Origin of the sequence: Streptomyces sp. NPDC002888 (assembly GCF_042888465.1) — a bacterium.
Classification (GTDB): domain Bacteria; phylum Actinomycetota; class Actinomycetes; order Streptomycetales; family Streptomycetaceae; genus Streptomyces.
On record NZ_JBIAPU010000019.1, the window covers coordinates 127,087 to 153,393 of the forward strand.

A 26,307-nucleotide genomic window follows, 5' to 3' on the forward strand; every position below is an offset into this window, starting at 1 on the left:
AGTTCGGAAGGATTTCCATGACTGAGAACCACGACGCGATCGTCACCGACCCGAAGCCGGAGGAGACGAGCGGCGGCTGCCCGGTCGCGCACGGGCGCGCCTCCCACCCGACCCAGGGCGGTGGCAACCGCCAGTGGTGGCCTGAGCGGCTCAACCTGAAGATCCTTGCCAAGGACCCTGTCGTCGCGAACCCGCTCGGTGAGGAGTTCGACTACGCCGAGGCGTTCCAGGCCCTCGACCTCGCGGCCGTGAAACAGGACATCGCCGAGGTACTGACCACCTCGCAGGACTGGTGGCCGGCAGACTTCGGCAACTACGGCCCGCTGATGGTCCGTATGGCCTGGCACAGCGCCGGCACCTACCGCATCAGCGACGGCCGCGGCGGTGGCGGCCGCGGTCAGCAGCGCTTCGCGCCGCTGAACAGCTGGCCGGACAACGGCAACCTGGACAAGGCCCGCCGCCTGCTGTGGCCGGTCAAGAAGAAGTACGGCCAGTCCATCTCCTGGGCCGACCTCCTGATCCTCACGGGCAACGTCGCGCTGGAGACGATGGGCTTTGAGACCTTCGGCTTCGCCGGCGGCCGCGCCGACGTCTGGGAGGCCGACGAGGACGTGTACTGGGGTCCCGAGACCACCTGGCTCGACGACCAGCGCTACACCGGCGACCGTGAGCTGGAGAACCCGCTCGGCGCCGTCCAGATGGGCCTCATCTACGTCAACCCGGAGGGCCCGAACGGCAACCCGGACCCGCTGGCCGCGGCCCGCGACATCCGCGAGACGTTCCGCCGCATGGCGATGAACGACGAGGAGACCGTCGCGCTCATCGCCGGTGGCCACACCTTCGGCAAGACCCACGGCGCGGGCCCGGCCGACGCGGTCGGCGACGACCCCGAGGCCGCCTCCATCGAGCAGCAGGGCCTGGGCTGGAAGTCCACCTACGGCACCGGCAAGGGCGGCGACGCCATCACCTCCGGTCTCGAGGTCACCTGGACCACCAAGCCCACCCAGTGGAGCAACGACTTCTTCGACATCCTCTTCGGCTACGAGTGGGAGCTGACCCAGAGCCCCGCCGGCGCCAACCAGTGGGTGGCCAAGGACGCCGAGGCGATCATCCCCGACGCGCACGACCCGTCGAAGAAGCGTCTGCCCACGATGCTCACCACCGACCTCTCGCTGCGCTTCGACCCGATCTACGGTGAGATCTCGCGCCGCTTCCACGAGAACCCGGCCGAGTTCGCGGACGCCTTCGCCCGCGCCTGGTACAAGCTGACCCACCGTGACCTGGGCCCGAAGTCGCTGTACCTCGGCCCGGAGGTCCCCGAGGAGACCCTGCTCTGGCAGGACCCGCTGCCGCAGGCCGCGGGCGCGGTCATCGGCGCCGACGAGATCGCGGCCCTCAAGGCCAAGGTCCTCGACTCGGAGCTGACCGTCTCCCAGCTGGTGTCCACCGCGTGGGCGTCGGCCTCCTCCTTCCGCGGCAGCGACAAGCGCGGCGGCGCCAACGGTGCCCGCATCCGCCTGGAGCCGCAGCGCGGCTGGGAGGTCAACGAGCCCGACGAGCTGGCGCAGGTGCTGCGCGTCCTGGAAGGCATCCAGGACGAGTTCAACTCCGCCGGCGGCAAGCAGGTCTCCCTGGCCGACCTGATCATCCTCGGCGGCGCCGCGGGCGTCGAGCGGGCCGCGAAGGAGGCCGGCTTCGAGGTGGAGGTTTCCTTCACCCCGGGCCGCGTGGACGCCACGCAGGAGCAGACGGACGCCGAGTCGTTCGCCGCGCTCGAGCCGACCGCCGACGGTTTCCGCAACTACGTCGGCAAGGGCAACCGCCTCCCGGCCGAGTTCCTGCTGGTCGACAAGGCCAACCTGCTGAACCTGAGCGCCCCCGAGCTGACCGTCCTCGTCGGCGGCCTGCGCGTCCTGGGCGCCAACTACCAGCAGTCGCAGCTCGGCGTCCTCACCACGACGCCCGGCTCCCTCACCAACGACTACTTCGTCAACCTGCTCGACCTGGGCACGACGTGGAAGTCGACCTCCCAGGACCAGAACACCTTCGAGGGCCGCGACGCCGCCACCGGCGAGGTCAAGTGGGCGGGCAGCCGCGCCGACCTCGTCTTCGGCTCCAACTCCGAGCTGCGCGCCCTCGCCGAGGTCTACGCGAGCGACGACGCGAAGGAGAAGTTCGTGAACGACTTCGTCGCGGCGTGGGTCAAGGTCTCGAACCTGGACCGCTTCGACCTGGTCTGATCAGTCCGACCCCGACGTCCGGGCCGGCCCACACGGGCGGGCCCGGACGTTGTCGTACTCGCGCCACCGCCGGGATCAGGACGGCGGTGGCGATCAGGCCCCGGTCCACGAGCCATCGGCCCGCGAACGTGGCGGGGACCGCGGGGCCGGCGGTCGGCAGGCGGGCGGAGAACGTCCCGTCGTACTCGATGGTGATGTCGGCCTGCGCGAAGCCCAGCGGTCGCCGGGTGAGCGGGAACCATGCCTTGTAGACGCACTCCTTCATGCTGAACAGCAGCCTGTCCCAGTGGACTTCCGGCTCCATGCCCTGCATGTCCCCGGCCCGACGACGCTCGGACGGGAGGGCGATGGAGTCGAACACCCCCTCGGGCAGGGGCAGATGGGGCTCGGCGTCGATCCCGACGGAACGGACGCCGGGTGTGCGGGCCACGGCCGCGGCGCGGTACCCGTCACAGTGCGTCATGCTCCCCACGATGCCTTCCGGCCACCGGGGTGCACCGCGCTCACCGGTCAGCACGGGGAGGGGGCCGACACCCAGCTCCGCCAACGCCTCACGCGCACACCGGCGGACGGTGGCGAACTCGCGTCTGCGCGAGTCGACCGCTCGGCTCACGAGCTCGGCCTCCGCGCCGAGGAGCGGCGCGGGACGGGTGTCGTCGAACGCCTCGGCGACGGCCACCGGAGCCGGCAGCAACTTTTCGATCACGAGGATTCCCCCACCCGAGCGGCGCTAGTCGGTGCCGGTCTCCTGGTCCGTGAAGGCGGTCATGTAGGCATGGGCGGCAGGCTCGAACTGGAGCCCGATGTGCGTCGCCGCCGCGTTGACGTCGCGCCAGCACCGCTGGAGCGGACTGGTCACGGAATGCCCACTGGTGCCCGCGGCGGCGAAGATCCGGTTCACCGCGGTCACCGTCGTCTCGACGGCCAGCGAGCAGTCTCGGGTGTTGCGGGCCGCCTCCAGCGGCATCACCAGCGCGCCCCGGTCGGCGACGTCGGCGGCCCGGTCGAGCAGCAGCTGCGCCGCGTCGATCTCCCCGGCCGCCCGCGCCAGGGTGGTCGCGTAGAAGCCGCGGGTGAGGCCCGGACCGCCCGCTTCCCTGGGAGCGTTGCGGAACTTCGCGGTGGCGTACTCCGACCAAAGGGCCAGGGCACCGCGCGCCGCCCCCAGTGCCGGAGCGGCGAAGAACAGGCCGTTGACGGCCCCCAGCGGGACGGCATGGCACGCCGCGGTCGCGTGGTGCGCCCGCCCCTGGAAGAGGTCCTCGCCGTCGAAGGTCCGCGCTTCGGGGACGAAGACGTCGTCGACGACGAGCGTGTTGCTGCCGGTGGCGCGCATGCCGACGTTGGACCACGTGTCGTGCACCGTGTAGGTGCTCCGTGGAACCACGAAGGCCCGCAGGGCCTGGCCCCCGTCATGGGGCACCACGGCCCGCACCAGCGCCCAGTCGGAGAAGTCGACCACGCTGATGGAGGGCCACGTCCCGGACAGGCGCCAGCCCCCCGGCACCGCCTTCGCCCTGCCCAGCGGCGCGAGCGAGCCGACCACCAGGGCGTCGGGTCCGTCCTGCCAGACCTCGGCGCACCCCTGCTCGGGCAGGAAGCCCGCCATCCGGCCGAGGCCCGCGGCTATCGAGGCGCTCCAGGACGTCGCGGCACAGCTCGTGCCCACCGTGACCAGAGCCTGGCCCAGCTCGCTGAAGGTGCCCGCGGTGCCGCCGTACGCCACGGGTACGAAGTGCCGGGCGAATCCGGCGGCGAGCACGGCCTTCACCACGTCCGGGTCGAGGCGGCGCGTCTCCTCCGCACGGGCCGCGTGCTCGCCCGCCAGCACGGCGACCTCTTCGGCCGCGCTCCGCAGGGCGCCGGGAGCCTGTCGTGTCATCACTGATTCCTCCACTGTCCCGTGTCACTCATGAGGTGTAGGGCCGCTTGGCACGGGCCTCGGCAAGCGCCTGCGCCCACCAGCCGAGCTGGTCGAGCATGGTCTTGGCCGCGCCGTCGCAGCCGACCGGATCCTTCGGCCGGCCGTCCTCGTCGAACTGCTCCCAGGCACGGTGGAAGCTGACGGAGTCGCGGATCGTGACCGCGTGCAACTCGGCGAAGACGAGACGCAGTTGCTCCACCGCGCGCAGACCGCCCGAGATGCCGCCGTAGGAGACGAAGGAGACCGGCTTGGCGTACCACTCCTGCCGGTACCAGTCGATGGCGTTCTTCAACGGCGCGGGAAAGCTGTGGTTGTACTCGGGCGTCACCACCACGAAGGCGTCCGCGGCGTCGATCCGGCGGGCCAGGTCCGCCACGGCCGCCGGCCGCGCGTCGGCGGGGAGGCCCGTCGCGACCGGGAGTGCGACCGCGGTCAGGTCGATCACGTCGACGTCCGGGTAGCCGTACTCCTCGGCCAGGCCGAGAAACCAGTCCGCCACGGTGGTGCCGAACCCGACCGAGCGGGTGCACCCCACAAGGAGTGCGAGGCGAGGGGACTTTGCTGACACGGCAGTCCTTCCTTTCCTTACGGTCCTCCGGTCCCCCGGAGGATCAGCGGCGGTGACGGGCGGTCAGTTCCTCGAGGACCGGCACCAGGTCGCTGGGCGCGGGGGCCTCCCGCATCTCCTGGTGCAGCGCGTCGGCGCCCTCCCGGAACGACGGGTCCTCGAGGAGCCGGGTGAGCCCCTTGCGCAGGGCGTCCGGGGTGAACTCGTGGCTGTCGAGGGCCAGTCCGGCACCGTTGTCGGCGACGTACCGGGCGGTGGCGGCCTCGCCCCAGAACGGCATCGGCGTCACCAGCTGCGGAACTCGATGCGCCACGGCGGCCGCGAACGTGCCTCCGCCGCCGTGGTGGACGATCGCCGAGCAGGTGGACAGCAAGTGGTTGAGCGGGACGTAGTCGATCAGCCGGACGTTGTCCGGCACCGTGCCGACGGCCTCCCGCTCGGCGGCACCGACCGTGGCGACCAGCTCCACGTCGAGCCCGGCCACCGCCTCGACCACCTCGGGGAAAGAGACCCCGCTCTGCTTGAAGAGCTGACGTCCGCGCCCGCCGACACCGAGCGTCAGAACGACGCGGGGGCGGTCGGGGCGCTGGTGGACCCAGGCGGGCAGCGCCGCCGTGCCGTTGTAGGGCACGCGCCGCACCGACGTGCAGGGGAGGTCGAGCGGCAGCCGCATGCCCGGCGGCATGGGGTCGATGGTCCACTGGCCGGTGAGGAACTCCTCCTCGTACTCCAGGCCGTAGGGCGCCAGCATGCCGTCCATCAGGGACGACAGCGGGTCCTCGGACGGTCCCGCGCCGCGCGCCGCCAGCCGCTCCAGGGACCTGGCGCGCAGCCAGCCGATGTTGTCCCGCCCCCACAGGAAGCGGGCCTGGGCGGCCCCGCCGACCCGCGCCGCGACGGCGGCCGGGACGCAGAACGGGTCCCAGACGACCAGGTCGGGTTCCCAGTCGCGGACGAACTCGACGAGGTCGGGCAGAACGGGGGTGTAGACCGACAGGACGTTGCGCATCATCTCCCACTGGGTCTCCCAGCGGGAGCCGTCGTGCTCGGTGTCCAGCGACAGGCTGTCGTCGAGCGAGTCGAGCCGGTCGAGGTTGGAGTTGAACTCGATGACTCCGGCGAGCTTGTGGCGGGCGCCGAGCAGCACGGCGGCGAGGCCCGCGTCGGTCACGAGGTCCACGGCGTCGGGGTGGATGGCGACCCGGACGTCGTGGCCCGCGTTCTGCAGGGCCCAGGCGAGCGGAACGATCGGGTGGACATGGGCGACGGCGGGAAAGACTGCGAAAAGAACACGCATCAGGTTCTCCGTTGGGGGTCTCGGCTCGGGGTCATGCGGGAGACAGGGCCACAAGGCCCGAGAGCGACGTGTCCAGGTCCCGGCGCGGCTCCCAGCCGAGAAGCCGCCGGGCCCGGGAGATGTCCAGCTTCTGGCGGTCCACGGCGGTGCCGGTGGCGCCGTCCGCCGCCCGTTCGACGAGCCGGACCGGCAGCCCGCTCAGCGCGATCAGCCGCTCGACCACCTCGCCCGCGCGCACCGCACGGCCGCTGCCGATGTTGATGACGCGGCCCGAGACAGCGGCGCGGGGCGCGTGGGCGACGGCGAGCACGGCGTCGACGACGTCGCGTACGTCGACGAAGTCGCGCTCCGCCCGCAGCGGCGGGAAGGCCAGCTCGGCGTCGGTGGCCCCGGGGTCCGTTGCGTACCGCTCCAGGTGGGCCGCGACGTCGCCGAGAAGGCTGCCGGTCGGCATGCCGGGGCCGATGATGTTGGCCATGCGCAGGACGACGCCGTCGAGCGAGGCTGCGGCCAGGACACTCCGGGACGCCGCCAGCTTCCCTCGTCCGTAGGCGGTGACCGGGGCCTCGGGCCCCTCCTCATGGAGGCCGCCGCGCCGGGTGCCGGGGCCGTACTCGTGCACACTGCCCAGTTGGATCAGCCGGGGCCCGCGGGGCAGCCCGCTCAGCGCGGCGACCACCGATGCCACCAACTCGGCGTTGGCGCGCCGCATCTGCTCCTCCGTCACCTTCCATACGGCCCCGGCGGCGTTGACCACCACGTCCGGGTCGGTGTCGGCGCAGAGGTCGCGGAGCTCGCGGGGACTCGCGGCCGTCAGGTCGAGCGCGACGAAGCGTTCGTCCGGCGAACCGTCGCCGGCCGCGTCGTCGGGCAGTGCCCTGGAGACGCTGACGACGTGGGCGCCCGCCGACCGGAACGCGGCCCGCAGGTGCCTGCCGAGGAATCCGGTGCCGCCGAGCACCATCACACGCTGCTGGTCGCCTGCCGCGGTCACGCCGCCACCTCGACCCGGGTGTCGTCGCCGACGACGAGGCGGTGCCCCGGGCTCTCGTGACGGGCGGTCGCGGCGACGTGGGCCGACCGGCCGATCAGCGAACCGTTCAGGCGGCCGACGGGCTGGATCGTGGCGCCGTCGAGGACGACGGAGTCGTCGACGTGGGTGCCGCGCACCACGCAGTCCCGGCCGATCGTGGCGTGCGGGCCGATGTGGGACTCCTCCACCACCGAGCCCGCGGCAATGATCGCGGGACCCTCGATCCAGGACCGCACGACCCGGACGCCGGGCTCGACGACGACCTGGCCGGTGATGCGGCTGAGGTCGTCCACGTCTCCGTCGACCGCGGTGGACAGGCCGTCGAGCAGGGCGCGGTGTGCGTGGAGCACGTCCTCGACGCTCACGATCCGCCGCCAGTACCCGGCGTACTCGTCGGCCCGGACGTCGCTCCCGTGCGCGAGGAGCCACCGCAGGAGGGTGGTGAGCGTCGGGCCGCCGTCGCCGTCGGTTGTGAGGGCGGCGACCGCCTCGTGGACGGCGGGCGTGAAGAAGTGGACGCCGGTCGGGGCGATGTCGCCGCCCGAGCCGTCCGACACGCTCACCACCCGGCCGTCGGCGCCGAGTTCGAAGGCCGGGGAGGCGTCCGGTCGCGCAGTCCGCCGTACGACGAGCCGGGCGGCGCAACGCCGCGCGGCGAACGCGGCGGCCTGGCCCGCGACGCCTCCGGGAAGGAGGGTGTCGCCGCGGTACGCCACGAAGTCGTCGTCCGCGAGGAAGCCCCGCGCGACGGACAGGGCGTGGCCGAGTCCGCGCGGCGCGTCCTGCGGGAGGCAGGTGAGGTCGAGGCCGAGCCGGGATCCGTCGCCGAGCGCCCGCTGGATCTGTCCAGCTCCGTCCCCGTCCCCGTCCCCGACGACGACGCAGACCTCGCGTACGCCCAGGTCACGTATGCCGGCCAGGACGTGTTCCAGTACGGGCCTGCCCGCGATCGGGACCAGCTGTTGGGGCAGGGAGTGGGTGAGGGGCCGCAGGCGCGTGCCCGGTCCGCCCGGCCACACCAGAGCCTTCATCGAAGTGCCTCTTCTCGTAAGAACGGTAGGAGTGGTAGGTGCGGTGTGCCGTAGGTGCGGGAGGAACGTTCAGCGCTCGCGTCGGACCAGGCGCTCCAGGTCGCCGACGATCTGGGACGGGGCGGGCATCTCGGCCATCTCCCGGCCGAGCCCTTCGGCGGCCTTCGCGTACCGCGGCTCGGCGAGGAGTTCGGTCAGGGCCCCGGCGATCCGTGCGGGGTCGTCCTGCTCGGGGGCGGTCTCCAGGGCGAGACCGGCTCCGGCGCGCACGAGCTGGGTGGCGCATGCGAACATGTCGGCCAGCTGCGGCAGGGCGAGCTGGGGCAGTCCCGCGTAGGTGGCGCTCATCGTGGTGCCCGCTCCCCCGTGGTGGACGACGGCGTCGGCGGTGCGCAGCAGCATGTGCAGCGGTGTGGGGTCTACGAGCCGGACGTTGGCGGGCAGGGGACCCAGTTCCGCCCGGTGCTCCTGGCCGACCGTCGCGACCGCCTCGGCGCCGGGCAGGTCCTCGAACGCCCGCAGGATGCCCCTGAAGAGCGGGACGCCGTTGAGCGCCAGGGTGCTGCGCCCCAGGGAGACGATGACCCGCCGCGGGCGGTCGGCCCCGGGGTCGGCGGCGGCCGCCCAGTCGGTCCGCAGCCAGTCCGGCAGGGTGCCGTTGCCGTGCGCGTGGACGTGCCGGATCGGTGTTCCCGCCTCGGCCTCGGGGAGTTGGAGGGACGGGGGGCACGGGTCGAGCACGGTCACCGGGTCCGGCAGCCCGCTGAGGCCCATGGCCGCGCACAGGTCCCGGTGCGACTCGCGGGCCTGGATCCGGGTGGGGCCCGACAGCGGATCGACGCCCCAGCGGTGCTGCACGACGGGGATGCCGAGGACGCCGCCGAGGATCAGCGAGCTGAATTCCAGGACGTCGCCGACCAGCAGGTCCGGTCCGAACGCGCGGGCGAGGTCCAGGTAGCCGGGCAGCACGAGCTTGTTGTGGTCCGCCCAGGAGCGGGCGAAGTCCGCGGCCTGCGCCAGGTCGGAGAAGCGTCCCCAGGACTGGAGCAGCCGTTGCCCGGCGGGAAGCCGGCCGAGCAGCATCTCGTCCATACGGAAGGGCTCGCCGACGCTCGCGGCGTGCAGCCCCGCCGCGCGGGCCGTGGGCAGCACATCGGGCTGACCGGCCACCAGCACGTCGTGCCCCGCGTCATGCAGCGCCCGGGCCAGCGGTGTCAGAGGCGAGAGATGGCCCGCGACAGGCGTGACGACGAAGAGAACACGCATCTTTTTCCTTCAGTCGTGTGACGACGGTGGTACGGGGAGAAAGCGACGCGCCCCGCCCGCGCCGCCCCGGTGTCGGGGTCGGCGCGGGCAGGGCGCGTCGGGGAACGGGTCTCGCGGCGGTCGGGGGTCAGCCGCCGTGCGCCCGCTCCGGCCATGCCGCGAGGAGCCCGGCTTCCAGAGTGGCGGCCAGTGAGGGCGCCGCCCTGTCCTTGTCCGAGATCAGCGGCGGCTCGGTGAAGCCCCAGGGCAGGGCGAGTTCGGGGTCGAGCGGGTCGATGTCGATCTGGGTTCCCGGGACGTACGTGCTCGACAGCACGTAGCAGATGCAGGCGTCGTCGGTGAGCGTGAGGAAGCCGTGCCCCACGCCCTCCGGGATGTAGACGGCGCGGCCCGACTCGGCGTCGAGGACGTTGCTGTCGTACTGCCCGAAGGTCGGCGAACCCACCCGCAGGTCGACGACGAAGTCGCGGAACGCGCCGCGGACGCAGGAGACGTACTTGGCCTGCCCCGGCGGGATGGTGACGCTGTGGATCCCCCGCAGGGTGTTGCGGCGCGACACCGAGTAGTTGATCTGGCGGACCTCGAAGGGGTGCCCCACGACGCGCTCGATCTCGTCCGTGCGCAGCGACTCGAAGAACGCGCCGCGCTGGTCCTTGATCTGGCGCGGTGTGAAGACATGGACTCCCGGCACCTTCGCCTCGGCTGCCTGCACGGCGCTGCTCCCCCGTCTCTTCTCGCTCTTCTCGGACGTTGTCGTGTACGTCGTTTGTCGTGTACGCCGTTTGCCGTGTACGCCGCTTGCCGTGTACGTCGTCGTGGACGCTGTCGGCGGGCCCGCTCAGCCCGCGGTGCCCACCTGGTCCGCCGGGACGGCCGCGGGCGGCGTGACGGCGGCGGGCTTGGGCCGGGCCTTGATGAACCAGCCGCCGAGGAAGGCCGCGGCGGCGACGGCCGTGGTGGCCAGGAAGGCCCAGTGCGTGCCGTCGGCGACGGCCCGCTCATAGGCCTCACGCACCGGCTCCGGCAGCTTCACCAGGCTCTCGGCGCTCAGCTTGGTGATGTCACCGGCCATGGCACCGCTCTTGTCGCCCATGCCGTCGGTCACCTGGTCGTTGAAGATGATCCCGGCTAGGGAGACGCCGAAGGCGCCGCCGATCGTCCGGGTGAGCGTGACCGTGGAGGACGCCACGCCCAGGTCCTTCATCTCGACGCTCTCCATCGCGACGGACAGGGTCACCTGCATCAGCAGGCCGAGGCCGGCGCCGAACACCATCATGTAGACGCTGGTCTCCAGGCGTCCGGTGCCGGTGTCCATCAGGGAGAGCAGGAAGATGCCGAGGACGAGGAGCGCGCCGCCGACGATCGCGTACAGCTTGAAGTTGCCCTGCTTGGAGATGAGTTGGCCGACGAACATGTTGACGCCGACCATCGGGAGCAGCAGCGGCAGCATCAGCACGCCCGCGCTGGAGGCCGAGGCGCCCTGCACGGTCTGCTGGTAGATCGGCAGGAAGGTCAGCGCGGCGACCATCACGAAGCCGAAGAGGAAGGCGACGACGTTGGCCCAGGTGAAGTTGGCGCTGCGGAAGACGGCCAGCGGCAGCACCGGTGCGACCGCTCGGCGCTCCACGGCCGGCAGGGCGAAGGTCCCGGCCACGGCCACCACGAGCAGCCCGATGATCAGCGGCGACGTCCAGTCGTACTGCGTACCGGCCCAGGTGGAGACCAGCACCAGTGAGGTGATCACCGCGGCGAGCAGGAGGGCGCCCAGGTAGTCGATGGGGGCCTGGGAGCGCTTCTTCGGCATCTGCAGCGACACCGCGATCGTCGCGAAGGCGGCCAGACCCAGCGGCACGTTGAGGTAGAAGCAGTAACGCCAGCCGAAGTGGTCGGTGAGGAAGCCGCCGACCAGCGGGCCGCCGACCATCGCGAGGCCCATGACGGCCGAGGCCATGGCCTGGAACTTGCCGCGCTCGCGGGGCGTGACCAGCTCCCCGATGAGGGACAGCGCGCCGACCATCAGGCCGCCCGAGCCGAGGCCCTGCAGCACCCGGAAGCCGATGAGCTGCCCCATGGACTGGGCGAGGCCGGAGACCATGGAGCCGGCCAGGAAGATGCCGATCGAGGCGAGGAAGACGCCCTTGCGGCCGTACATGTCGCCGAGCTTGCCCCAGATCGGCGTGGAGGCGGCGGTCGCGAGCATGTACGCGGAGGCCACCCAGGAGAGGTGTTCGAGGCCGCCCAGCTCACCGACGATGGTCGGCATGGCGGTGCCCAGGACCAGGCTGTCCAGCGCCGCGAGCAGCATCGCCACCACGGCCGCGGTCATCACGGCGTACAAACGGCGGTTCGGCGGCGCCTGAACGGCCGCCCCGCCCGCGGTCGGGTCGTGCGACATGGTCTGCTCCCTTGGTCGGTGTCGGGTGACGTGGCCCGGCGACATGGCCCGGCGATGTGATCCAGCGGTGCGGTAGGGGGCGGCCCAGCGCCCTACTTACCAACCGCCCGGTAAGTGAATACAATGGAGAAGTTAGAGCAGTTACTTACCGGCCGTCAAGTAGAATCGCGCTCAGGGCGGCATCAGCGGCCGGAGCGGCACACACACGGGAGAACGTCATGGGCGGCACACCGCGCGTACGCAGGGTCAACACCCGCGAGACGATCCAGGCCGTCGCCCTGGACCTCTTCGTCGAGCAGGGCTACGAGAAGACCTCGATGCGCGAGATCGCAGAAGGACTCGGCATCACCAAGGCGGCCCTCTACTACCACTTCAAGGCCAAGGAAGAGATCCTCGTGGCGATTTCCCAGGGCCTCGGCGGACCGATCGACGAGTTGATCGCCTGGGGACGGACCCAGCCGAGCACCCTGGAGACCAAGCGCGAACTGCTGCGCCGCTACAGCGAAGCGCTGATGGGCGCGGCGCCCCTCTTCCGCATCATGCAGGAGAACCAGGCGGCGCTCCGCGCGCTCGGCATCGGCCAGACCCTCAACGACCGGGTGGCCGCCGTAGGGGAGCTGATGTACGAGCACGGCGCCTCGGTACGCACCCAGGTCCGCATCTCCGACGCCCTGGTGAGCGTGCACTTCGGCGCCTTCTCGCTGCCGTCCCTCGCCGGCGACCCCGAGGAGAAGCGCAAGGCGCTGCTCGAATCCGCCCTGGAGACCCTGGACTCGGCGCTCGAGGAGGGCCTCTGACCCCGCTGCGGCTCCGGCCCGCGAACCCGGCGGGCCGCCGCGCCGCCGACGGGCCTCAGCGTCCGGCGCGGCCCGCGCCGGCCAGCTCCTCCAGGTCGGCCACGACCTGGAGCGGCGCGGGCATCGCGGCCATCTCCTCGCGCAACTCCCCCGCCGCCTTGGTGTAGCCCGGCTCGCCGAGCAGCGCGGCCACGGCCTCGCGCACCGGCTCCGGCTCGTCCTGTCGCGCGGCGTCCTCGATGGTGATGCCCGCGCCCACCCGGGCGAGCGCGTCACCGTGCCAGAACTGGTCCGCCAGCTGCGGCAGGACGAGCTGCGGCAGGCCGAAGGCGCTCGCGGTCATGGCGGTGCCCGAGCCGCCGTGGTGGACGACGGCCCGGCAGGAACCGAGGAGCAGGTTCAGCGGAACGGGATCGATGAGGCGTACGTTGCCGGGGACCTCGCCGAGCGCCCCCCGGTACTCCTCCTCCACCGTCGCGAGCACCTCGGTGTCCGGCAGGCCGCCGAGCGCGCCCAGGATGTTCCGCATCAGGGGAACGCCGTGGTACGCGAGGGTGCGCCCGCCCAGCGAGACGGCCACCCGCCGGGCCGTGCCGCGCTCCCTGGAGTCGCGGCGGAGCCACTCGGGCAGCCGGCCGTTGCCGTTGAAGGGGACGTAGCGCATCGGGGTGCCCGGTGTCGTACCGGCCAGTTGCAGGCTGGGCGGGCAGGGGTCGAGCAGGACGGCCGGGCGGGGCAGGTCGGTCAGGCCGAGTTCCGCGAGGACGTCCGCGAACCAGGTCCGCCCCGTCGTGCGTGCCTGGTCCGAGATGGGGTCGACCCCCCAGCGCTGCTGCACCACGGGAACGCCGAGCTTCTCCCCCACGACCAGCGAGATGTACTCGATCGGGTCGGAGAGGATCAGGTCGGGGCCGAAGTCACGGGCCAGGTCGAGGTAATCGGGCAGGACGTCCAGGGTCTGCGGCATCCACAGGGAGCCGATGTTGGAGAGCTGGTCCAGGGCGGGCCTGCCCCACGACTGCAGCGGCCGCTTCCCGCCGAGCCGCTCGATCAGCATGTCGTCCAGCCTGAGCCGGTCACCGATGCCCACGGCGTTCAGGCCCCCCGAGGCGGCCGCGCCGAGCACGTCTTCGCGGCCGACGACCAGCACGTCGTGCCCGGCCGCCCGCAGCGCCCAGGCGAGCGGGACCAGCGGGGTGAGATGGGTCGAAACGGGGGTGTTGATCATAAGGACGCGCATCGCGGTTCGTCTCCTGCCGATCCTGCCGAGGTGAATCGTGGGGTGGGAAAGGGAGGGCAGGGCAGAGCCGCGCCCGCCGGACAAGGCCGCGCCGACCCGGCCCTGCCGGGCGGGGCGAGGCCCTGCCCGGCGGGCAGGGCCGGGGATGGTGCGGCCCGTGGGGTGGGTGTCAGACGCCGGAGGACTGGCGGACGTGGTCGCGTATCCACTCGGCCACGGCCCACGGCGGGGTGCCCGAGGAGAAGATCTCCACGACGCCCCGCTCCTTGAGCGCCGTGATGTCGGCGGTGGGAATGATGCCCCCGCCGATCACGGTGACGTGCCCGGCACCCCGCTCGGCCAGGAGGTCGAGCACGCCGCCGAACAGCGCGTCGTGCTCGCCGAGGAGGCTGGAGATGCAGATGACCTCGGCACCCTCACCGACGACGGTGGCGACCAGGCCCGCCGGGCTCTGGTCCTCGCCCGCCTGGACGACCTCGATGCCCGCCTTGCGGAAGGCGTCGACCAGGGTCGGCGGAGCGGCCGAACCCTTGCCTCCCGCCTCCGGCTTGGCCATCACCACACGGATCGGATTCGACTCACTCATGACGTGCTCTCCCGTTCTGCCTCGGTCTTGTTCTTGCTTTTGGACGCCACCAGGCGCTCCAGGACGCCCACCACCTCGGCGGGCAGCGGCAGGGCGGCGATCTCCGCGGAGAGCGCACGCGCCCGCTCGGCGTACGAGGGGTCCTCGATCAGCTCCCGGCAGGCCTTCTCCACGGCCGCCGGGGTGTTCTCGTCCACGGTGACGGCCGCTCCGAAGTCGGAGATGCGCTGCCCCGCCTCGACGAAGTTGCCGCCCTGCGGCACGATCAGCTGCGGCACACCGGCGTTCATCGCCGTCAGCGCGGTGACGCCGCCCGCGTGATGGACGACGACGTCACAGGTCGGCACCACGACGTCGAGCGGCACCCAGCCGGCCCGCACATCCGGCAGCTCGGCGCTCAGCTCGGCCGCGACCTCGTCCAGGGTCGCGACGACCATCTCCGCGTTCAGGGCGGCCATGTCGGCGACGAGGCCCCGCAGGAACCCCGTCTTCTTCGCGAACACCAGCCGGCTGCCCGAGGTGACGAGCACCCGCGGGCGATCACCCTTGGTGTACATCCACGGCTCCAGCTGCCGCTGCCCGTTCGCCGGGATCCAGCGCATCATCTGGGCCGGCGGTGCGTCGGCGGGCCGCAGGCTCGGCGGGCAGATGTCGATGAACAGGTCCGGGTCGGGCAGCCGGTCGAGCCCCAACTCCTCCAACTCCGGACGGAGTTCCTCGCTCGCCGCCGGATCCGTGCGCCATGCGTCGCCGGTGTCCCAGGCCTGTCGTACGTACGGGACGCCGAGTTCGGTGGCGATCAGCGCGGCCGCGAAGGACATCGAGCCGCCGACCACCAGGTCCGGGCGCCAGTTCTGCGCGAGCTCGCGCAGCGCGGCCATGCTGCCGGCGGCCATCCGCCCGAACCAGCGGCCGGCGAAGTCCAGTTCCTCCGCCGGCGTCTCGGGCATCCTGACCGGATTGCCCGCCCGGTCCATGGTGCTGAACCGCCGGATCGAGGACGGTGCTGTCGACAGCGCCGGAATTCCTGCCGACGCGATATAAGGAACCATGTCCTCGACGGCACCCATGAACACGGCGTGTCCGGCATTGCGCGCCGCCGTGGCGAGTGGAGCCAGGGCGAATACCGTCGCGGGGCTCCCGCTCGCGACGAAGAGAATTTTCACGGATACTCCCAGCCGCATTGTGAACTGCTGCAGGTGACTACTACGTGTAACTGCTGCCTGTAACTGCCGCGCGTACCGGTCAGTCGATGATCAGGACCGAGTTTCCGTCCGGGTCCTTCACGAAGAACCGCCGCATGTCGGAATGCCGTTCGATCTCCGTCGGACCGGCATCCCGCAACTCTTCCCTGGCGGGTTCGAGTTCCGCCCCGGTGAAGGCGATCGCCATGGTGTCGCCGCCGGTGTCACCGCCCAGGACGAGTTCGCCGCCCGCGCCGGTGTCCAGGACGATCCACCCCTCTCCCTCCTTCACCGTCGCCATTTTCAGACGATCTCGGTAAAAGGCCTTCATGGCCTCGAAGTCCTCGCACTTGATCAGAACTGCCGACAGCGACCCGAACATGAGCGTGCCTTCCCTCTCCCTGGGTACTCAGCCGAGAAGCGTGCCGCCGCTGGCGTCGATGAACGCTCCGGTGATCCAGCGGGCGTCCTCGGACGCCAGGAAGGCCACCACGTCCGCGACGGCCGCCGGTTCGGCGACCTCGCCGAAGGTGCTCAGCTGCGACAACGTCTCGCGCACCTCGGGGATCTGGAACAGCGCGCTGCCGTTGTCGGTGCTGCCGGGCGCCACGCTGTTGACGGTGATCCGGCGCGCTCCCAGATGCCGGGAGAAATGCAGCGCGATCTGCTCCAGGGCGCCCTTGGTCATTCCGTACGTGACCTGATCGGGGCTCGCGACCCGGGTGAGCCCCGAGGTGATGTTGATGATGCGGCCGCCGTCGGGAATGACGGGCAGTGCGCGCTGCACGATGAAGAAGGGCGCCTTGGCGTTGACCGCGATCATGCGGTCGAACATCTCGGGAGTGACCTCTTCGGGCGCCCCCATCGCCATGACTCCGGCGTTGTTCACGAGAACATCGAGGTCGGTCGTTCCGGTGCGCTCCTTGAGGCCGGATTCCAGGCCTTCGAAAAGAACGTCGACATCGCCGGGAACACCGAGTTCGGCCTGGACGGCGAAGGCGCGGCCGCCGTCCTTCTCGATGGCCTCGACGACCTCCGAGGCGGCGTCGGACCCGGTCGAGTAGTGCACCGCGACGAGGGCGCCCTCCCGTCCGATCCGTTCGGCGATCGCCCGCCCGATTCCGCGGCTCGATCCCGTGACCAATGCCGTCTTTCCGGTGAGGTTGCCCATGCTTGTCTCTCCTGTCGGTGATCAAAGGTGTCCCGGAAGGGCCCAGGAAAGAAAGTCAGTACGGCGGAGACTGATGACCAGCTTCTTCGGCCGCGCGCGGTGAGGCAATGCCGTTCACCGGGAATTGACTTTCAGCGCACCACGCTCTGACATGCGGGTTCGATGACCGCCGGGTCGGCGGTGCGGGCGCGCACGCGAGGGGCCGGGGCGGCCGCGTCGCGGGCCAGCAGACACTCCTCGAGGAAGGCCAGCGCCCTGAGGTGATAGGTCCGTGCCGCCCAGCCGAGGCTGATGTTGTGCCCCGCGTCGGGCTGACGGGCGACCGTCACGCGGGGCGCCGCCCGAAGACGGCGCGTCAGGTCCTGCGTCGCCTCGGGATCGTGCCGCCACCACTGCTCCTGCGCGGCGAAGGTGAAGCGGACCGGCGTACGCACCCGGGCGGCGATGGCGGGGTACATCTCGGGCCACAACGCCCCTTCCCGCGCCTCCCGTTCGGGCACCGGCGCCACCAGTGCCCGGCCGAGCTGGAACGCCCCGGGCGGGTAGAGACGCAACGCCCCCCAGTGCCGCCGCCATTCACCGGGGCTGTGCACGCCCGGCATCCGCCGAAGACCGACGGCGAAGAGGTGGCCGAGCCCGGAGATGTCGAGGCCGATGAGGGAGTCCCCGGCCGGGTCGGCCGCCGCGGCCAGGGCGAGCTTTCCGCCGTTGGAGTGCGCCACCACGAAGTAGCCGGCGCCGAGCCGGTGGTCCCGGGCGAAGCCGGCCAGCGCGCAGTGCAGGGTCGCGGACTGCTCGAACAGGGTCTGGCCCTCGGGCAGGGCGGCGGCGGACTGCCCGTAGCCGGGGCGGTCCACGGCGAGGACGGTGTAGCCGAGCGCGGCGCCGAGACGCAGCAGGGACAGGCCCGGCAGGGCCCGGCTGTCGAAATAGCCGGCCCGCATTCCCCCGCCGTGCACGGCGACCACCACGGCCCGCGGCGGTGCCCCGTCCGGCGGCTCGGCGAGGAGCCCGGAGAGGGGGATGCCGGCGGCGTCCAGGGTGATCTCACGGACGGGCGACGGGGGCGCGCCCGGCGCTCCGGCCGCCGCGGGGCCGACCCTTCTCAGGCGCGCGAGGCCGGTCATCGGGGGCTCGGCAGCGCGTGCTCGCGCAGTTCGTGCAGCAGCCTCGCCTGCCGCAGGCACACCGGGTCGGGCGCCACGGCTCCCCGTACCGCCGCGGCGAACGCCCTCACGGTGGCGGCGACCTGGTCGTCAGGGCGCAGGGTAAGTTCCTCGACGCCGCCGCGGCGCTCGACGCGGATCCGGGGCCGGTGGTCGGCGGGCGGGGTGAAGGCCCGGTCGACCGTGATCCGGCCCTGGCTGCCCCAGATCTCGTACGAGGAGCGGTAGCCGTGGTCGAGCCCGAACGACAGCTGGGCGCTGACCCCCTCGGGGGTGCGCAGCAGCGCGGCACCGGCGGTGTCCACCTCCCGGCCCGGGCCGCCTGTGAGCGTGGCGCCGAGGACTTCGAGACCGTCGCCCAGGAAGTGCAGGGCGGCGCGCAGCGGGTAGACACCGGTGTCCCACAGGGCTCCCCCGCCGAGCTCCGGGTCGTACCGGATGTCGTCGCCGGGCAGTGAGGGAATGGCGAACGCGGCGTGGAAGGCGCGCAGTTCGCCGATCGTGCCGTCCGCCAGCAGCTTCTGGACGGCGGCGTGCTGGGAGTGATGGACGAACATGACGTTCTCCATCAGGGCGAGGCCCGACTCCTCGGCCAGGGCGAGGAGTTGTTCGGTCTGCGGCAGTGACGTGGTCAGCGGCTTCTCGGCGAGGACGTGTTTGCCTGCCCGCAGCGCCGCCTCGGTCCACCGCGCGTGCAGCGCGGCGGGCAGCGGGACGTACACCGCGTCGATGTCGTCCCGCGTGAGGAGCTCGGCATAGCCGGTCACGGGCCGGGCGCCGAACTGTCCGGCCAGGTCACGTGCCTTGGCCGCGTCGCGGCTGGCGACCGCGGCGACCGCGACGCCGGGCTCGGCGGTCATGGCGGGCAGCATGCGGCGGCGTGCGATGTCCGCGCCGCCCAGGACTCCGATCCGCACGGTCTCCATCAGGTGCGCACCTCCGTAGCGTTGAGGCAGGCGAGGAGGGTGCGGGCCTGGACGTTGACGTAGTGCCCGTGCCGGACGAGGGAGGTGAGCTGGGCGGGCGTGACCCACTGGTAGCCGGCGGGCGGGGCCGGCGCCGCCTGTTCCTCGTCGGCCTCGACCAGGAGGTAGCGGCTCTCGGCGTTCAGGAAGCGGCCGCCCTCCTCCGAGTGAACGGCCTCGTACCGGATGCGGGCCGGGTCGGCGCCGAGCACCTGGTCGAGGAAGGGCGGCCGGTCCTCGCCGGTCAGGTGCCCGTAGTTGTCCGGGGTGTACTGGACGGTGGGGCCGAGCTCGATGGTGTCGAGGAAGCCACCCTCCACGCGGGCGTGCACCAGGACGTGCGGCACGCCCCCGAACCGCCGGGTCAGGAAGGCGGTGACCCCGAGGCCGAGGGGCTCGAACAGCGGCTGGGTCCAGCCGCTGACCTCGCGGCTGCCCGCCTGCACGTTGACCGCGACGACGCGGAAGTACCTGCCCTGTTCGTGGTCGATGCTCGACTTCCCGCGGACCCAGCCGGGAAGGCCGGCGAGCGGGACGCGTTCGGCGCGCACGTCGTGCCGGGAGCGCTCGGCGGTGAACCACGAGGCGAGCTCGGTGTCCGAGAGCAGGGCGCCCGCACCGTTGTCGGGGAACGGCGCACAGGCGAGGACGGTGCGCGAGTCCATGTTGACGACATTGTCGCGGTGCAGGAGTTCGCCGATCTGCCCGAGGGTCAGCCAGCAGAAGTCGTCGTCGAGCGGCACGTCGCCGACGGCCTCGACGATCATGTTTCGGTTGCTCTTGTGGAAGAACCACGACCCGTGCTCGGACTGCAGCACGTCGGCGACGACCCGGCCGCGGCCGGGCCGGGTGAAGTACTCGATGTACTTCACGTCGGCGCCCTTGTGGACCTTGGTGTAGTTGCTGCGGGTGGCCTGGACGGTCGGCGAGAGCTGCAGCAGGTTGGGGTTCCCGGGTTCCATCTTGGCCTGCATCAGGAAGTGCAGGACACCGTCGAACTCCTTGACCAGGATGCCGAGGATCCCGACTTCGGGCTGCTTGATGATGGGCTGGTACCACTCGCGGTGCGGGCCCTCGTCGCGGGTGACGTGCAGGCCCTCGACGGAGAAGAACCGGCCGCTGCGGTGCACGAGGTTCCCGGTGGATCCGTCGAACGACCAGCCGTCGAGTTCGTCGAAGGGGATCCGGTCGACCTTGAACCGGTGGGCTCTGCGGCGTCCTTCGAGCCACTGCGGGAAGTCCTCGGTGCGCAGGGTCGCGCCCGTGGTGGTGGCGGCCGAGGCGGCGATGCGCTCGGCGGCCGAGGGGTCGTGGCGCGGCCGCAGCCGGTCGGTGCCGGGCTCGGCCCTGACGAGGGAGGAAAGCATGCGGAACTCCTGTGGTGGGAGGGGCTGGTCGGGCGCGGGCGTCAGGCCATCGACGAAGCACCCTCCGACGCGAGGAACGCGTCGAGGACCTGTCGGTAGTAGTCGGCGCCGAAGTCCATCGCGGCGGTCTCGGGGACCAGGGAGCGCAGCTTGTCGATGGAGATGACGTGGTGGGCGCCCGCGTCCTCGTACTCCCGGTGGACCCGCAGGCCGAGGCGTTCCTCCAGGTGGTCGACGATGTGCTCCACGGGAACCGCCACCCCGGAGGCGACGTTGACGATCTCGCCGCGCAGCCCCTGGGAGAGCAGCCGGTCGATGACGGTGACGACGTCGCGCACGTCGATCAGGTCGCGGGCGGCGTCGCGCTGGACCCGTACGTCCCCGGCCCGCATCTGCCGGATGAGGGCGGGGATCAGCTGGTGCGCGGGCTGCCCGGGGCCGACCAGGTGCCCGAGGCGCAGGATCAGGTGGTCGGCGCCGCTGGCCCGCAGCTGCCGTTCCAGAGCGAGCTTGTGCGCGCCGTAGGGGGTGCAGGGGACGATCGGGCTGTCCTCCCGGCCCGGCCCGGCCGTCGCGCCGTACATGCCGGTGGCCGCGGTGGAGAAGAAGAGCAGGCGGCGTCCGGTGGCGCGGCACCGGTCGGCGACGTCGGCGAGCAGCGTGGCCTCGCGGGCGAAGTCTGCGTCGGAGGTGCCGCTGGCCCAGGAGACGCCGGCCGCCACGGCGACGGTGCCCGGATGCAGGTGTGCGAAGGGGCGGAGGTTTCTGGCGAGGAATCCGTTGCCCACGATCTCCATGGTCATCCGCGGGCCTCCACGAATTCCTTCACGGAGGAGACGATGTAGTCGAGCATCTCGTCGGTGAGGCCCGGGTAGACGCCGACCCAGAAGGTGTGTTCGGTGATGATGTCGCTGTTGTCGAGGTTGCCGACGACGCGGTGGGGCTGGTCGATGTAGGCGGGGTGCCGGGTGAGGTTGCCGGCGAACAGCCGCCGGGTGCCGATCTTCCGGTCCTCCAGGAAGTCGACCAGTTCCGCCCGCCGGAAGGGGGCGTCCGGGCTGACCGTGAGGACGAAGCCGAACCAGCTCGGGTCGCTGCGCGGGGTGGCCTCGGGCAGCAGCAGGTGCGGCACGCCCTCCAGGCCGTCGCGCAGTCGCCGCCAGTTGCGCTTGCGGGCGTCGACGAAGTCGTCGAGCTTGGCGAGCTGGGTGAGGCCGAGCGCTGCCTGCAGATCGGTGGCCTTCAGGTTGTAACCGACGTGCGAGAAGATGTACTTGTGGTCGTAGCCGTCGGGCAGCGTGCCCATCTGGTAGTTGAACCGCTTGAGGCACTTGTTGTTCTCGCCCGGCTCGCACCAGCAGTCCCGGCCCCAGTCGCGCAGTGACTCCACGATCCGCGCGAGGGCCAGGTTCGCGGTCAGGACGCAGCCGCCCTCGCCCATCGTGAGGTGGTGGGCCGGGTAGAAGCTGACGGTGGTCAGGTCTCCGAAGGTGCCGGTGAGCCGGCCGTCGTACGTGGAGCCGACCGCGTCGCAGTTGTCCTCGATGAGGAACAGGTCGTGTTGTTCGGCGAGTTGGGCGATCTCGGTGACTTCGAAGGGGTTGCCGAGGGCGTGCGCGATGATGATCGCCCGGGTCTTGGGGCCGATGGCCTGGGCCACGCGGTCCGCGGTCGTGTTGTAGGTGCCGAGCTCGACGTCGACGAAGACCGGTATCAGGCCGTTCTGCAGGATCGGGTTGACCGTGGTGGGGAAGCCCGCCGCCACGGTGATCACCTCGTCGCCGGGCCGCAGTCTGCGGTCTTCCAGGAGGTGCGAGGTCAGCGCCGTGGTGGCCAACAGGTTCGCCGAGGATCCGGAGTTGGTCAGGTGGGCCTTGCGCCGCTTCATCTTGCGGGCGAAGGACGACTCGAACTTGCGGGAGCTGCGGCCCGCGGCGATCCGCATCTCCAGGGCGGCCTCCACCAGGGCGACCCGGTCGTCCTCGTCGAGCACGGCCCCGGACGGCCAGATCTCGGTGACGCCCGGGACGAACACCCCGTCGCGCTGGGTGTCCTGGTGGTACTTGCGGACCCCGTCCAGCACGAGTTCCTTGTGCACACTCATGTTTTCCTCCGTCGTCGATGGCGGTACGTGCCGTCCCGCCCCGTGCCGGGCGGGCACGGAGCGGGTGGCTTTCATCCCTGCTTGTTGTGCTTGGTGCCCTTCCACCAGCTGGGGTTGTCCCCGTACCAGGCGACGGTGTCGGCGAGGCCCTGCTCGAAGGTGATGCGCGGGGCGTAGCCGAGCTCGTCGCGGATCTTCGACTCGTCGAGGGAGTAGCGCAGGTCATGGGCCTTGCGGTCGGCAACGTGGCGGACCTTGGACCAGTCCGAGTCGGTGAGTTCCAGGAGCCGTTCGGTGATGGCCCGGTTGGTCTGCTCGTTGCCGCCGCCGATGTTGTAGATCTCGCCGGCGCGGCCCTTGTTGAGGACGAGGTCGATGGCGCGGCAGTGGTCGTCGACGTGCAGCCACTCGCGGATGTTGCCGCCGTCGCCGTAGAGCGGCACCTGCTCGCCCTCCAGGAGGTTGGTCACGAACAGCGGGATGAGCTTCTCCGGGTGCTGGTACGGCCCGTAGTTGTTGGAGCACCGGGTGATGGAGAGGTCCAGGCCGTGGGTGCGCCAGTAGGACCGGGCGAGCAGGTCGGAGGCGGCCTTGGAGGCGGAGTACGGGGAGTTGGGCGCGAGCGGCCATTCCTCCGTCCAGGAGCCCTCGTCGATGGAGCCGTAGACCTCGTCGGTGGAGACGTGGACGACGCGCTTGACGCCGGTGGCGAGCACCGCGTCGAGCAGCCGCTGCGTGCCGGTCACGTTGGTGCGGACGAACTCCTCGGCGGACTCCAGGGAGCGGTCCACGTGCGACTCGGCGGCGAAGTGGACCACCGCGTCGTGCCCGGGCAGCAGCTCACGCAGCAGCGCGCTGTCGCAGATGTCACCCTGGACGAAGGTGAGGCGCGGGTGCGTCTTTGGCAGGTTGTCCCGGTTGCCCGCGTAGGTGAGCTTGTCCAGGACGGTGACGTGGGCGTCCTTCCAGTCCTCGTAGCCGTTCTCCAGCAGGGTGCGTACGTAGTGGGAGCCGATGAAGCCCGCGCCTCCGGTGATCAGGATCTTCTTCGTCTTCTTCATGCCGCTACCTCGACTCGGGTGTGGTCACCGACGACGAGCCGGTGATGACGGGGGCTCTGGTCGGACGGTCCGACCGAGGCGGAGCGTCCGATGATGGAGCTGCGCAGGCCACGGACGTGGGAGACGGTGGCGCCGTCCAGGGCGATGGAGTACTCGATGCTCGTGCCGGTCAGCACGACGTCCTTGCCGATGGAGGTGTGCGGGCCGATGTGGCTGTCCGTCACCACCGTGCCGGCGCCGATGACGGCCGGGCCCACGATGCGGGAGCCGACGACCTTGGCGCCCGCTTCGACGACGACCGTGCCGATCAGGGTGCTGGTCGCGTCGACCTCGCCCGCGGTGGACGGCTCGAGGTCGTCGAGGAGCTTGCGGTTGCACTCCAGCACGTCCTCGACGCGGCCGGTGTCCTTCCAGTAGCCCTCGTACTCGCTGGCCTTGACCTCGTCGCCGTTGGTGACGAGCCACTGGATGGCGTCGGTGATCTCCAGCTCTCCGCGCGGGCTCGGCTCGATGGCGTCGACCGCCCGGTGGATCGCCGGGGTGAAGAAGTAGACGCCGATCAGCGCGAGATCGCTCTTCGGCTCCTGCGGCTTCTCCACCAGGCGCTCGACGCGGCCGTCCGCGTCGAGCTCGGCGACCCCGAAGGCGCGCGGGTCCGACACCTTGTGGACCACCACCTGGGCGGCCGGGCGGCCGGCCGTGAACTCGTCGGCGATCTGTCCGACGCCCTCAGGGAGCATGTTGTCGCCGAGGTACATCACGAAGTCGTCGTCGCCGAGGAAGGGCCGGGCGATCGCCACGCAGTGGGCGAGGCCGAGCGGCTCCTCCTGCGGGATGTACGTGATCCGCACGCCGAGCGCGGACCCGTCACCGATGACCGCCTGGATCTGCGGAGCCCGGTCGCCGACGATGATGCCGATCTCGGTCACTCCGAGGGCCTTGATGTTCTCCAGCACGTGTTCGAGGACCGGCTTGTTGGCGATCGGGATGAGCTGCTTCGGCATCGAGTAGCTGAAGGGGCGGAGACGGGTGCCCGACCCGCCCGACAGGACCAGAGCCTTCATGTTGTTTCCTTTGCTCACGACGGATTCAAGAGGAATGGATGAGGGTGTCCGCTCGGCGGCCGTGCGCTCATGCACGCCAGCTGCGGGGAGTCGGGCGCCCCGAGGAGTGCTCGGCGCGCCGCCACCGGGCGACGGTCCGCGCCGGGTCTTCGGGCTCCTGGGACGCGCCGGCGCACCGGCCGAGGAGCACCGCGGTGAGCGCGGCCAGTTCCACGGCGTCCGGGGTCCCCTTCTCCACGCGGATGAGCGGCGCGAAGGACGTCTCCCGCGTGCTCACTGCGGGGGGTTTCCGTGCTTGCGCGAGGGCAGTTCGGCGTGCTTGGCGCGGAGCATCGCCAGGGCCCGGGTCAGCACCCTGCGGGTGTCCCGCGGGTCGATGACGTCGTCGATCAGGCCGCGCTCGGCCCCGTAGTAGGGGTGCATCAGCTCGGTCTTGTACTCCTTGATCCGCTGCCGTCGTACGGCGTCGGGATCGTCGGAGGCGTTGATCTCGCGGCGGAAGATGACGTTGGCCGCGCCCTCCGCGCCCATCACCGCGATCTCGTTGGTGGGCCAGGCGAGGGCCAGGTCGGCGCCGATGGAGCGGGAGTCCATGACGATGTAGGCACCGCCGTAGGCCTTGCGCAGCACGAGCGAGATCCGGGGCACGGTCGCGTTGCAGTACGCGTACAGGAGCTTGGCGCCGCGCCGGATGATGCCGTTGTGCTCCTGGTCGACGCCCGGCAGGAAGCCGGGGACGTCCACCAGGGTGACCAGGGGGATGTTGAAGGCGTCGCAGAACTGTACGAAGCGGGCGGCCTTCTCGGACGACTCGATGTCCAGGACACCGGCCATGACGGCGGGCTGGTTGGCGACGACGCCGACCACGTGTCCGTCGAGGCGGGCCAGCGAGCACACGATGTTGGCGCCCCAGGCCGGGTGCACCTCGAAGTGCTCGCCGTGGTCGGCGACTTCCTCGATCACCGCGCGGATGTCGTAGGACCGGCCGGGGTCCGTGGGGACCAGCCCGAGCAGGGCGTCGGTGGGCCGGTCGGCCGGGTCGCCGGCGGGCTCCACGGGCGCGAGTTCACGGTTGTTGGCGGGCAGCAGCGAGAGCAGGAAGCGGACCTCCTCCAGGCAGCTCTCCTCGTCGTCGTACGCGAAGTGCGCCACGCCGGAGGTGCCCGCGTGGACGTCTGCGCCGCCGAGACCGTTCTGGGTGATCTCCTCGCCGGTCACCGCCTTGACCACGTCGGGTCCGGTGATGAACATCTGCGAGGTCTCACGGACCATGAACACGAAGTCGGTGAGCGCGGGGCTGTAGGCGGCGCCCCCGGCGCAGGGCCCGAGCATCACGCTGATCTGCGGGATCACTCCGGATGCCTTGGTGTTGCGCTGGAAGATGCCGCCGTAGCCGGCCAGCGCGGTGACGCCCTCCTGGATGCGGGCGCCCGCGCCGTCGTTCAGGGAGACCAGCGGGGCCCCGGCCGCGAGGGCCATGTCCATGATCTTGTGGATCTTGGTGGCGTGCGCCTCGCCCAGGGCGCCGCCGAAGATCCGGAAGTCGTGCGCGTAGACGAAGACCGTGCGCCCGTGGACCGTGCCCCAGCCGGTGACGACACCGTCGGTGTACGGCCGTTTCGCCTCCAGGCCGAAACCGGTGGCCCGGTGCCTGCGCAGCGGCTCGACCTCGTTGAACGACCCTTCGTCCAGGAGCAGTTCGATGCGCTCGTACGCGGTGAGCTTGCCCTTGGCGTGCTGCCGCTCGGTGGCGGCCGGGTCCATGCCCTCGCGGGCCAGGTCCTTGAGGGACCTCAGCTCGTCGAGCCGGTCATGGATGCCCGGGACGGCCTCTTCGACGGTGGACAT

General features: G+C 71.3%; 24 protein-coding genes and 1 pseudogene. 2 read left to right on the forward strand and 23 right to left on the reverse strand.

Annotated features, from left to right (window positions below):
* Positions 1 to 17 precede the first annotated feature (17 nt).
* A complete protein-coding gene (gene katG / locus ACFYWX_RS29100; RefSeq protein WP_389427079.1) occupies positions 18 to 2,240 on the forward strand; it encodes a catalase/peroxidase HPI in 2,223 nt (740 codons plus the stop codon).
* Here the strand turns inward: katG and ACFYWX_RS29105 are convergent.
* The 9 genes from ACFYWX_RS29105 to ACFYWX_RS29145 all read right to left on the reverse strand — a co-directional run bounded on the left by ACFYWX_RS29105 (position 2,203) and on the right by ACFYWX_RS29145 (position 11,754).
* Positions 2,203 to 2,946 carry a 4'-phosphopantetheinyl transferase gene (locus tag ACFYWX_RS29105; protein ID WP_389427080.1) on the reverse strand — a complete coding sequence of 248 codons (744 nt, stop codon included), beginning with the start codon at positions 2,944 to 2,946 and terminating at the stop codon, positions 2,203 to 2,205. The genes katG and ACFYWX_RS29105 overlap by 38 nt on opposite strands.
* A gap of 24 nt (positions 2,947 to 2,970) precedes the next feature.
* Positions 2,971 to 4,122 (reverse strand): acyl-CoA dehydrogenase family protein, encoded by a 1,152-nt coding sequence (locus ACFYWX_RS29110; protein ID WP_389427081.1) that lies wholly within the window; start codon positions 4,120 to 4,122, stop codon positions 2,971 to 2,973.
* A 28-nt stretch (positions 4,123 to 4,150) separates the two neighbouring features.
* A complete protein-coding gene (locus ACFYWX_RS29115; RefSeq protein WP_389427082.1) occupies positions 4,151 to 4,732 on the reverse strand; it encodes an NADPH-dependent FMN reductase in 582 nt (193 codons plus the stop codon).
* A gap of 43 nt (positions 4,733 to 4,775) precedes the next feature.
* A complete protein-coding gene (locus ACFYWX_RS29120; RefSeq protein ID WP_389427083.1) occupies positions 4,776 to 6,029 on the reverse strand; it encodes an activator-dependent family glycosyltransferase in 1,254 nt (417 codons plus the stop codon).
* Positions 6,030 to 6,060: 31 nt separating this feature from the next.
* Positions 6,061 to 7,023, reverse strand: coding sequence for an NAD-dependent epimerase/dehydratase family protein (locus tag ACFYWX_RS29125; protein WP_389427084.1), 963 nt, complete (start codon positions 7,021 to 7,023; stop codon positions 6,061 to 6,063).
* A complete protein-coding gene (locus tag ACFYWX_RS29130) occupies positions 7,020 to 8,093 on the reverse strand; it encodes a sugar phosphate nucleotidyltransferase (protein WP_389427085.1) in 1,074 nt (357 codons plus the stop codon). The genes ACFYWX_RS29125 and ACFYWX_RS29130 overlap by 4 nt, the downstream gene beginning before the upstream one ends.
* 69 nt (positions 8,094 to 8,162) lie before the next feature.
* The gene (locus ACFYWX_RS29135; protein ID WP_389427086.1) at positions 8,163 to 9,359 is read right to left on the reverse strand and encodes a nucleotide disphospho-sugar-binding domain-containing protein; all 1,197 of its coding nucleotides are present in this window, start codon (positions 9,357 to 9,359) and stop codon (positions 8,163 to 8,165) included.
* A 127-nt stretch (positions 9,360 to 9,486) separates the two neighbouring features.
* The gene (locus ACFYWX_RS29140) at positions 9,487 to 10,071 is read right to left on the reverse strand and encodes a dTDP-4-dehydrorhamnose 3,5-epimerase family protein (RefSeq protein ID WP_389427087.1); all 585 of its coding nucleotides are present in this window, start codon (positions 10,069 to 10,071) and stop codon (positions 9,487 to 9,489) included.
* Between the two features lie 126 nt (positions 10,072 to 10,197).
* Complete coding sequence (locus tag ACFYWX_RS29145; protein ID WP_389427088.1) at positions 10,198 to 11,754, reverse strand: MDR family MFS transporter; 1,557 nt, start codon at positions 11,752 to 11,754, stop codon at positions 10,198 to 10,200.
* 218 nt (positions 11,755 to 11,972) lie between these two features.
* Between ACFYWX_RS29145 and ACFYWX_RS29150 the strand changes: the two genes are divergently transcribed.
* Entirely contained in the window at positions 11,973 to 12,551 is a 579-nt protein-coding gene (locus tag ACFYWX_RS29150; protein ID WP_389427089.1) for a TetR/AcrR family transcriptional regulator, read from the forward strand.
* A gap of 55 nt (positions 12,552 to 12,606) precedes the next feature.
* On the opposite strand, the gene ACFYWX_RS29155 is transcribed toward ACFYWX_RS29150, so the two are convergent.
* The 14 genes and pseudogenes from ACFYWX_RS29155 to ACFYWX_RS29220 form a co-directional block, all read right to left on the reverse strand.
* Complete coding sequence (locus tag ACFYWX_RS29155; RefSeq protein ID WP_389427090.1) at positions 12,607 to 13,791, reverse strand: nucleotide disphospho-sugar-binding domain-containing protein; 1,185 nt, start codon at positions 13,789 to 13,791, stop codon at positions 12,607 to 12,609.
* Positions 13,792 to 13,960: 169 nt separating this feature from the next.
* A complete protein-coding gene (locus tag ACFYWX_RS29160; RefSeq protein WP_389427091.1) occupies positions 13,961 to 14,377 on the reverse strand; it encodes a cobalamin B12-binding domain-containing protein in 417 nt (138 codons plus the stop codon).
* Complete coding sequence (locus ACFYWX_RS29165) at positions 14,374 to 15,543, reverse strand: nucleotide disphospho-sugar-binding domain-containing protein (RefSeq protein WP_389427092.1); 1,170 nt, start codon at positions 15,541 to 15,543, stop codon at positions 14,374 to 14,376. Before ACFYWX_RS29165 ends, ACFYWX_RS29160 begins: the two co-directional genes overlap by 4 nt.
* Positions 15,544 to 15,622: 79 nt before the next feature.
* On the reverse strand, positions 15,623 to 15,943 hold the full coding sequence (locus ACFYWX_RS29170) for a VOC family protein (RefSeq protein WP_389427093.1): 321 nt from the start codon (positions 15,941 to 15,943) through the stop codon (positions 15,623 to 15,625).
* A gap of 27 nt (positions 15,944 to 15,970) precedes the next feature.
* Positions 15,971 to 16,735: pseudogene (locus ACFYWX_RS29175) on the reverse strand (SDR family oxidoreductase); the annotation flags it as partial.
* A 128-nt stretch (positions 16,736 to 16,863) separates the two neighbouring features.
* Positions 16,864 to 17,859 carry an alpha/beta hydrolase gene (locus ACFYWX_RS29180; protein ID WP_389427094.1) on the reverse strand — a complete coding sequence of 332 codons (996 nt, stop codon included), beginning with the start codon at positions 17,857 to 17,859 and terminating at the stop codon, positions 16,864 to 16,866.
* The gene (locus tag ACFYWX_RS29185) at positions 17,856 to 18,824 is read right to left on the reverse strand and encodes a Gfo/Idh/MocA family protein (protein WP_389427095.1); all 969 of its coding nucleotides are present in this window, start codon (positions 18,822 to 18,824) and stop codon (positions 17,856 to 17,858) included. Before ACFYWX_RS29185 ends, ACFYWX_RS29180 begins: the two co-directional genes overlap by 4 nt.
* A complete protein-coding gene (locus tag ACFYWX_RS29190) occupies positions 18,824 to 20,230 on the reverse strand; it encodes an NDP-hexose 2,3-dehydratase family protein (RefSeq protein ID WP_389427096.1) in 1,407 nt (468 codons plus the stop codon). Before ACFYWX_RS29190 ends, ACFYWX_RS29185 begins: the two co-directional genes overlap by 1 nt.
* 41 nt (positions 20,231 to 20,271) lie before the next feature.
* The gene (locus ACFYWX_RS29195) at positions 20,272 to 21,033 is read right to left on the reverse strand and encodes an NAD-dependent epimerase/dehydratase family protein (RefSeq protein WP_389427097.1); all 762 of its coding nucleotides are present in this window, start codon (positions 21,031 to 21,033) and stop codon (positions 20,272 to 20,274) included.
* Positions 21,030 to 22,334: a lipopolysaccharide biosynthesis protein RfbH gene (gene rfbH / locus ACFYWX_RS29200; RefSeq protein ID WP_389427098.1), complete on the reverse strand. Its 1,305-nt coding sequence runs from the start codon at positions 22,332 to 22,334 to the stop codon at positions 21,030 to 21,032. Before rfbH ends, ACFYWX_RS29195 begins: the two co-directional genes overlap by 4 nt.
* Positions 22,335 to 22,405: 71 nt before the next feature.
* Positions 22,406 to 23,395 carry a dTDP-glucose 4,6-dehydratase gene (gene rfbB / locus ACFYWX_RS29205; RefSeq protein WP_389427099.1) on the reverse strand — a complete coding sequence of 330 codons (990 nt, stop codon included), beginning with the start codon at positions 23,393 to 23,395 and terminating at the stop codon, positions 22,406 to 22,408.
* Entirely contained in the window at positions 23,392 to 24,459 is a 1,068-nt protein-coding gene (locus ACFYWX_RS29210) for a glucose-1-phosphate thymidylyltransferase (protein ID WP_389427100.1), read from the reverse strand. Before ACFYWX_RS29210 ends, rfbB begins: the two co-directional genes overlap by 4 nt.
* Positions 24,460 to 24,526: 67 nt before the next feature.
* Positions 24,527 to 24,736 (reverse strand): acyl-CoA carboxylase subunit epsilon, encoded by a 210-nt coding sequence (locus ACFYWX_RS29215; RefSeq protein WP_389427101.1) that lies wholly within the window; start codon positions 24,734 to 24,736, stop codon positions 24,527 to 24,529.
* Complete coding sequence (locus ACFYWX_RS29220) at positions 24,733 to 26,307, reverse strand: acyl-CoA carboxylase subunit beta (RefSeq protein ID WP_389427102.1); 1,575 nt, start codon at positions 26,305 to 26,307, stop codon at positions 24,733 to 24,735. The genes ACFYWX_RS29215 and ACFYWX_RS29220 overlap by 4 nt, the downstream gene beginning before the upstream one ends.

Bases quoted from the DNA above. Each gene is read 5' to 3' on its own strand.
- ACFYWX_RS29180 (WP_389427094.1), bottom strand. From the start codon at position 17,859: ATGACCGGCCTCGCGCGCCTGAGAAGGGTCGGCCCCGCGGCGGCCGGA.
- ACFYWX_RS29185 (WP_389427095.1), bottom strand. From the start codon at position 18,824: ATGGAGACCGTGCGGATCGGAGTCCTGGGCGGCGCGGACATCGCACGC.
- katG (WP_389427079.1), top strand. From the start codon at position 18: ATGACTGAGAACCACGACGCGATCGTCACCGACCCGAAGCCGGAGGAG.
- ACFYWX_RS29190 (WP_389427096.1), bottom strand. From the start codon at position 20,230: ATGCTTTCCTCCCTCGTCAGGGCCGAGCCCGGCACCGACCGGCTGCGG.
- ACFYWX_RS29130 (WP_389427085.1), bottom strand. From the start codon at position 8,093: ATGAAGGCTCTGGTGTGGCCGGGCGGACCGGGCACGCGCCTGCGGCCC.
- ACFYWX_RS29150 (WP_389427089.1), top strand. From the start codon at position 11,973: ATGGGCGGCACACCGCGCGTACGCAGGGTCAACACCCGCGAGACGATC.
- ACFYWX_RS29155 (WP_389427090.1), bottom strand. From the start codon at position 13,791: ATGCGCGTCCTTATGATCAACACCCCCGTTTCGACCCATCTCACCCCG.
- ACFYWX_RS29135 (WP_389427086.1), bottom strand. From the start codon at position 9,359: ATGCGTGTTCTCTTCGTCGTCACGCCTGTCGCGGGCCATCTCTCGCCT.
- rfbH (WP_389427098.1), bottom strand. From the start codon at position 22,334: ATGAGTGTGCACAAGGAACTCGTGCTGGACGGGGTCCGCAAGTACCAC.
- ACFYWX_RS29170 (WP_389427093.1), bottom strand. From the start codon at position 15,943: ATGTTCGGGTCGCTGTCGGCAGTTCTGATCAAGTGCGAGGACTTCGAG.
- ACFYWX_RS29120 (WP_389427083.1), bottom strand. From the start codon at position 6,029: ATGCGTGTTCTTTTCGCAGTCTTTCCCGCCGTCGCCCATGTCCACCCG.
- ACFYWX_RS29210 (WP_389427100.1), bottom strand. From the start codon at position 24,459: ATGAAGGCTCTGGTCCTGTCGGGCGGGTCGGGCACCCGTCTCCGCCCC.
- ACFYWX_RS29110 (WP_389427081.1), bottom strand. From the start codon at position 4,122: ATGACACGACAGGCTCCCGGCGCCCTGCGGAGCGCGGCCGAAGAGGTC.
- ACFYWX_RS29195 (WP_389427097.1), bottom strand. From the start codon at position 21,033: ATGACCATGGAGATCGTGGGCAACGGATTCCTCGCCAGAAACCTCCGC.
- ACFYWX_RS29160 (WP_389427091.1), bottom strand. From the start codon at position 14,377: ATGAGTGAGTCGAATCCGATCCGTGTGGTGATGGCCAAGCCGGAGGCG.
- ACFYWX_RS29145 (WP_389427088.1), bottom strand. From the start codon at position 11,754: ATGTCGCACGACCCGACCGCGGGCGGGGCGGCCGTTCAGGCGCCGCCG.
- rfbB (WP_389427099.1), bottom strand. From the start codon at position 23,395: ATGAAGAAGACGAAGAAGATCCTGATCACCGGAGGCGCGGGCTTCATC.
- ACFYWX_RS29220 (WP_389427102.1), bottom strand. From the start codon at position 26,307: ATGTCCACCGTCGAAGAGGCCGTCCCGGGCATCCATGACCGGCTCGAC.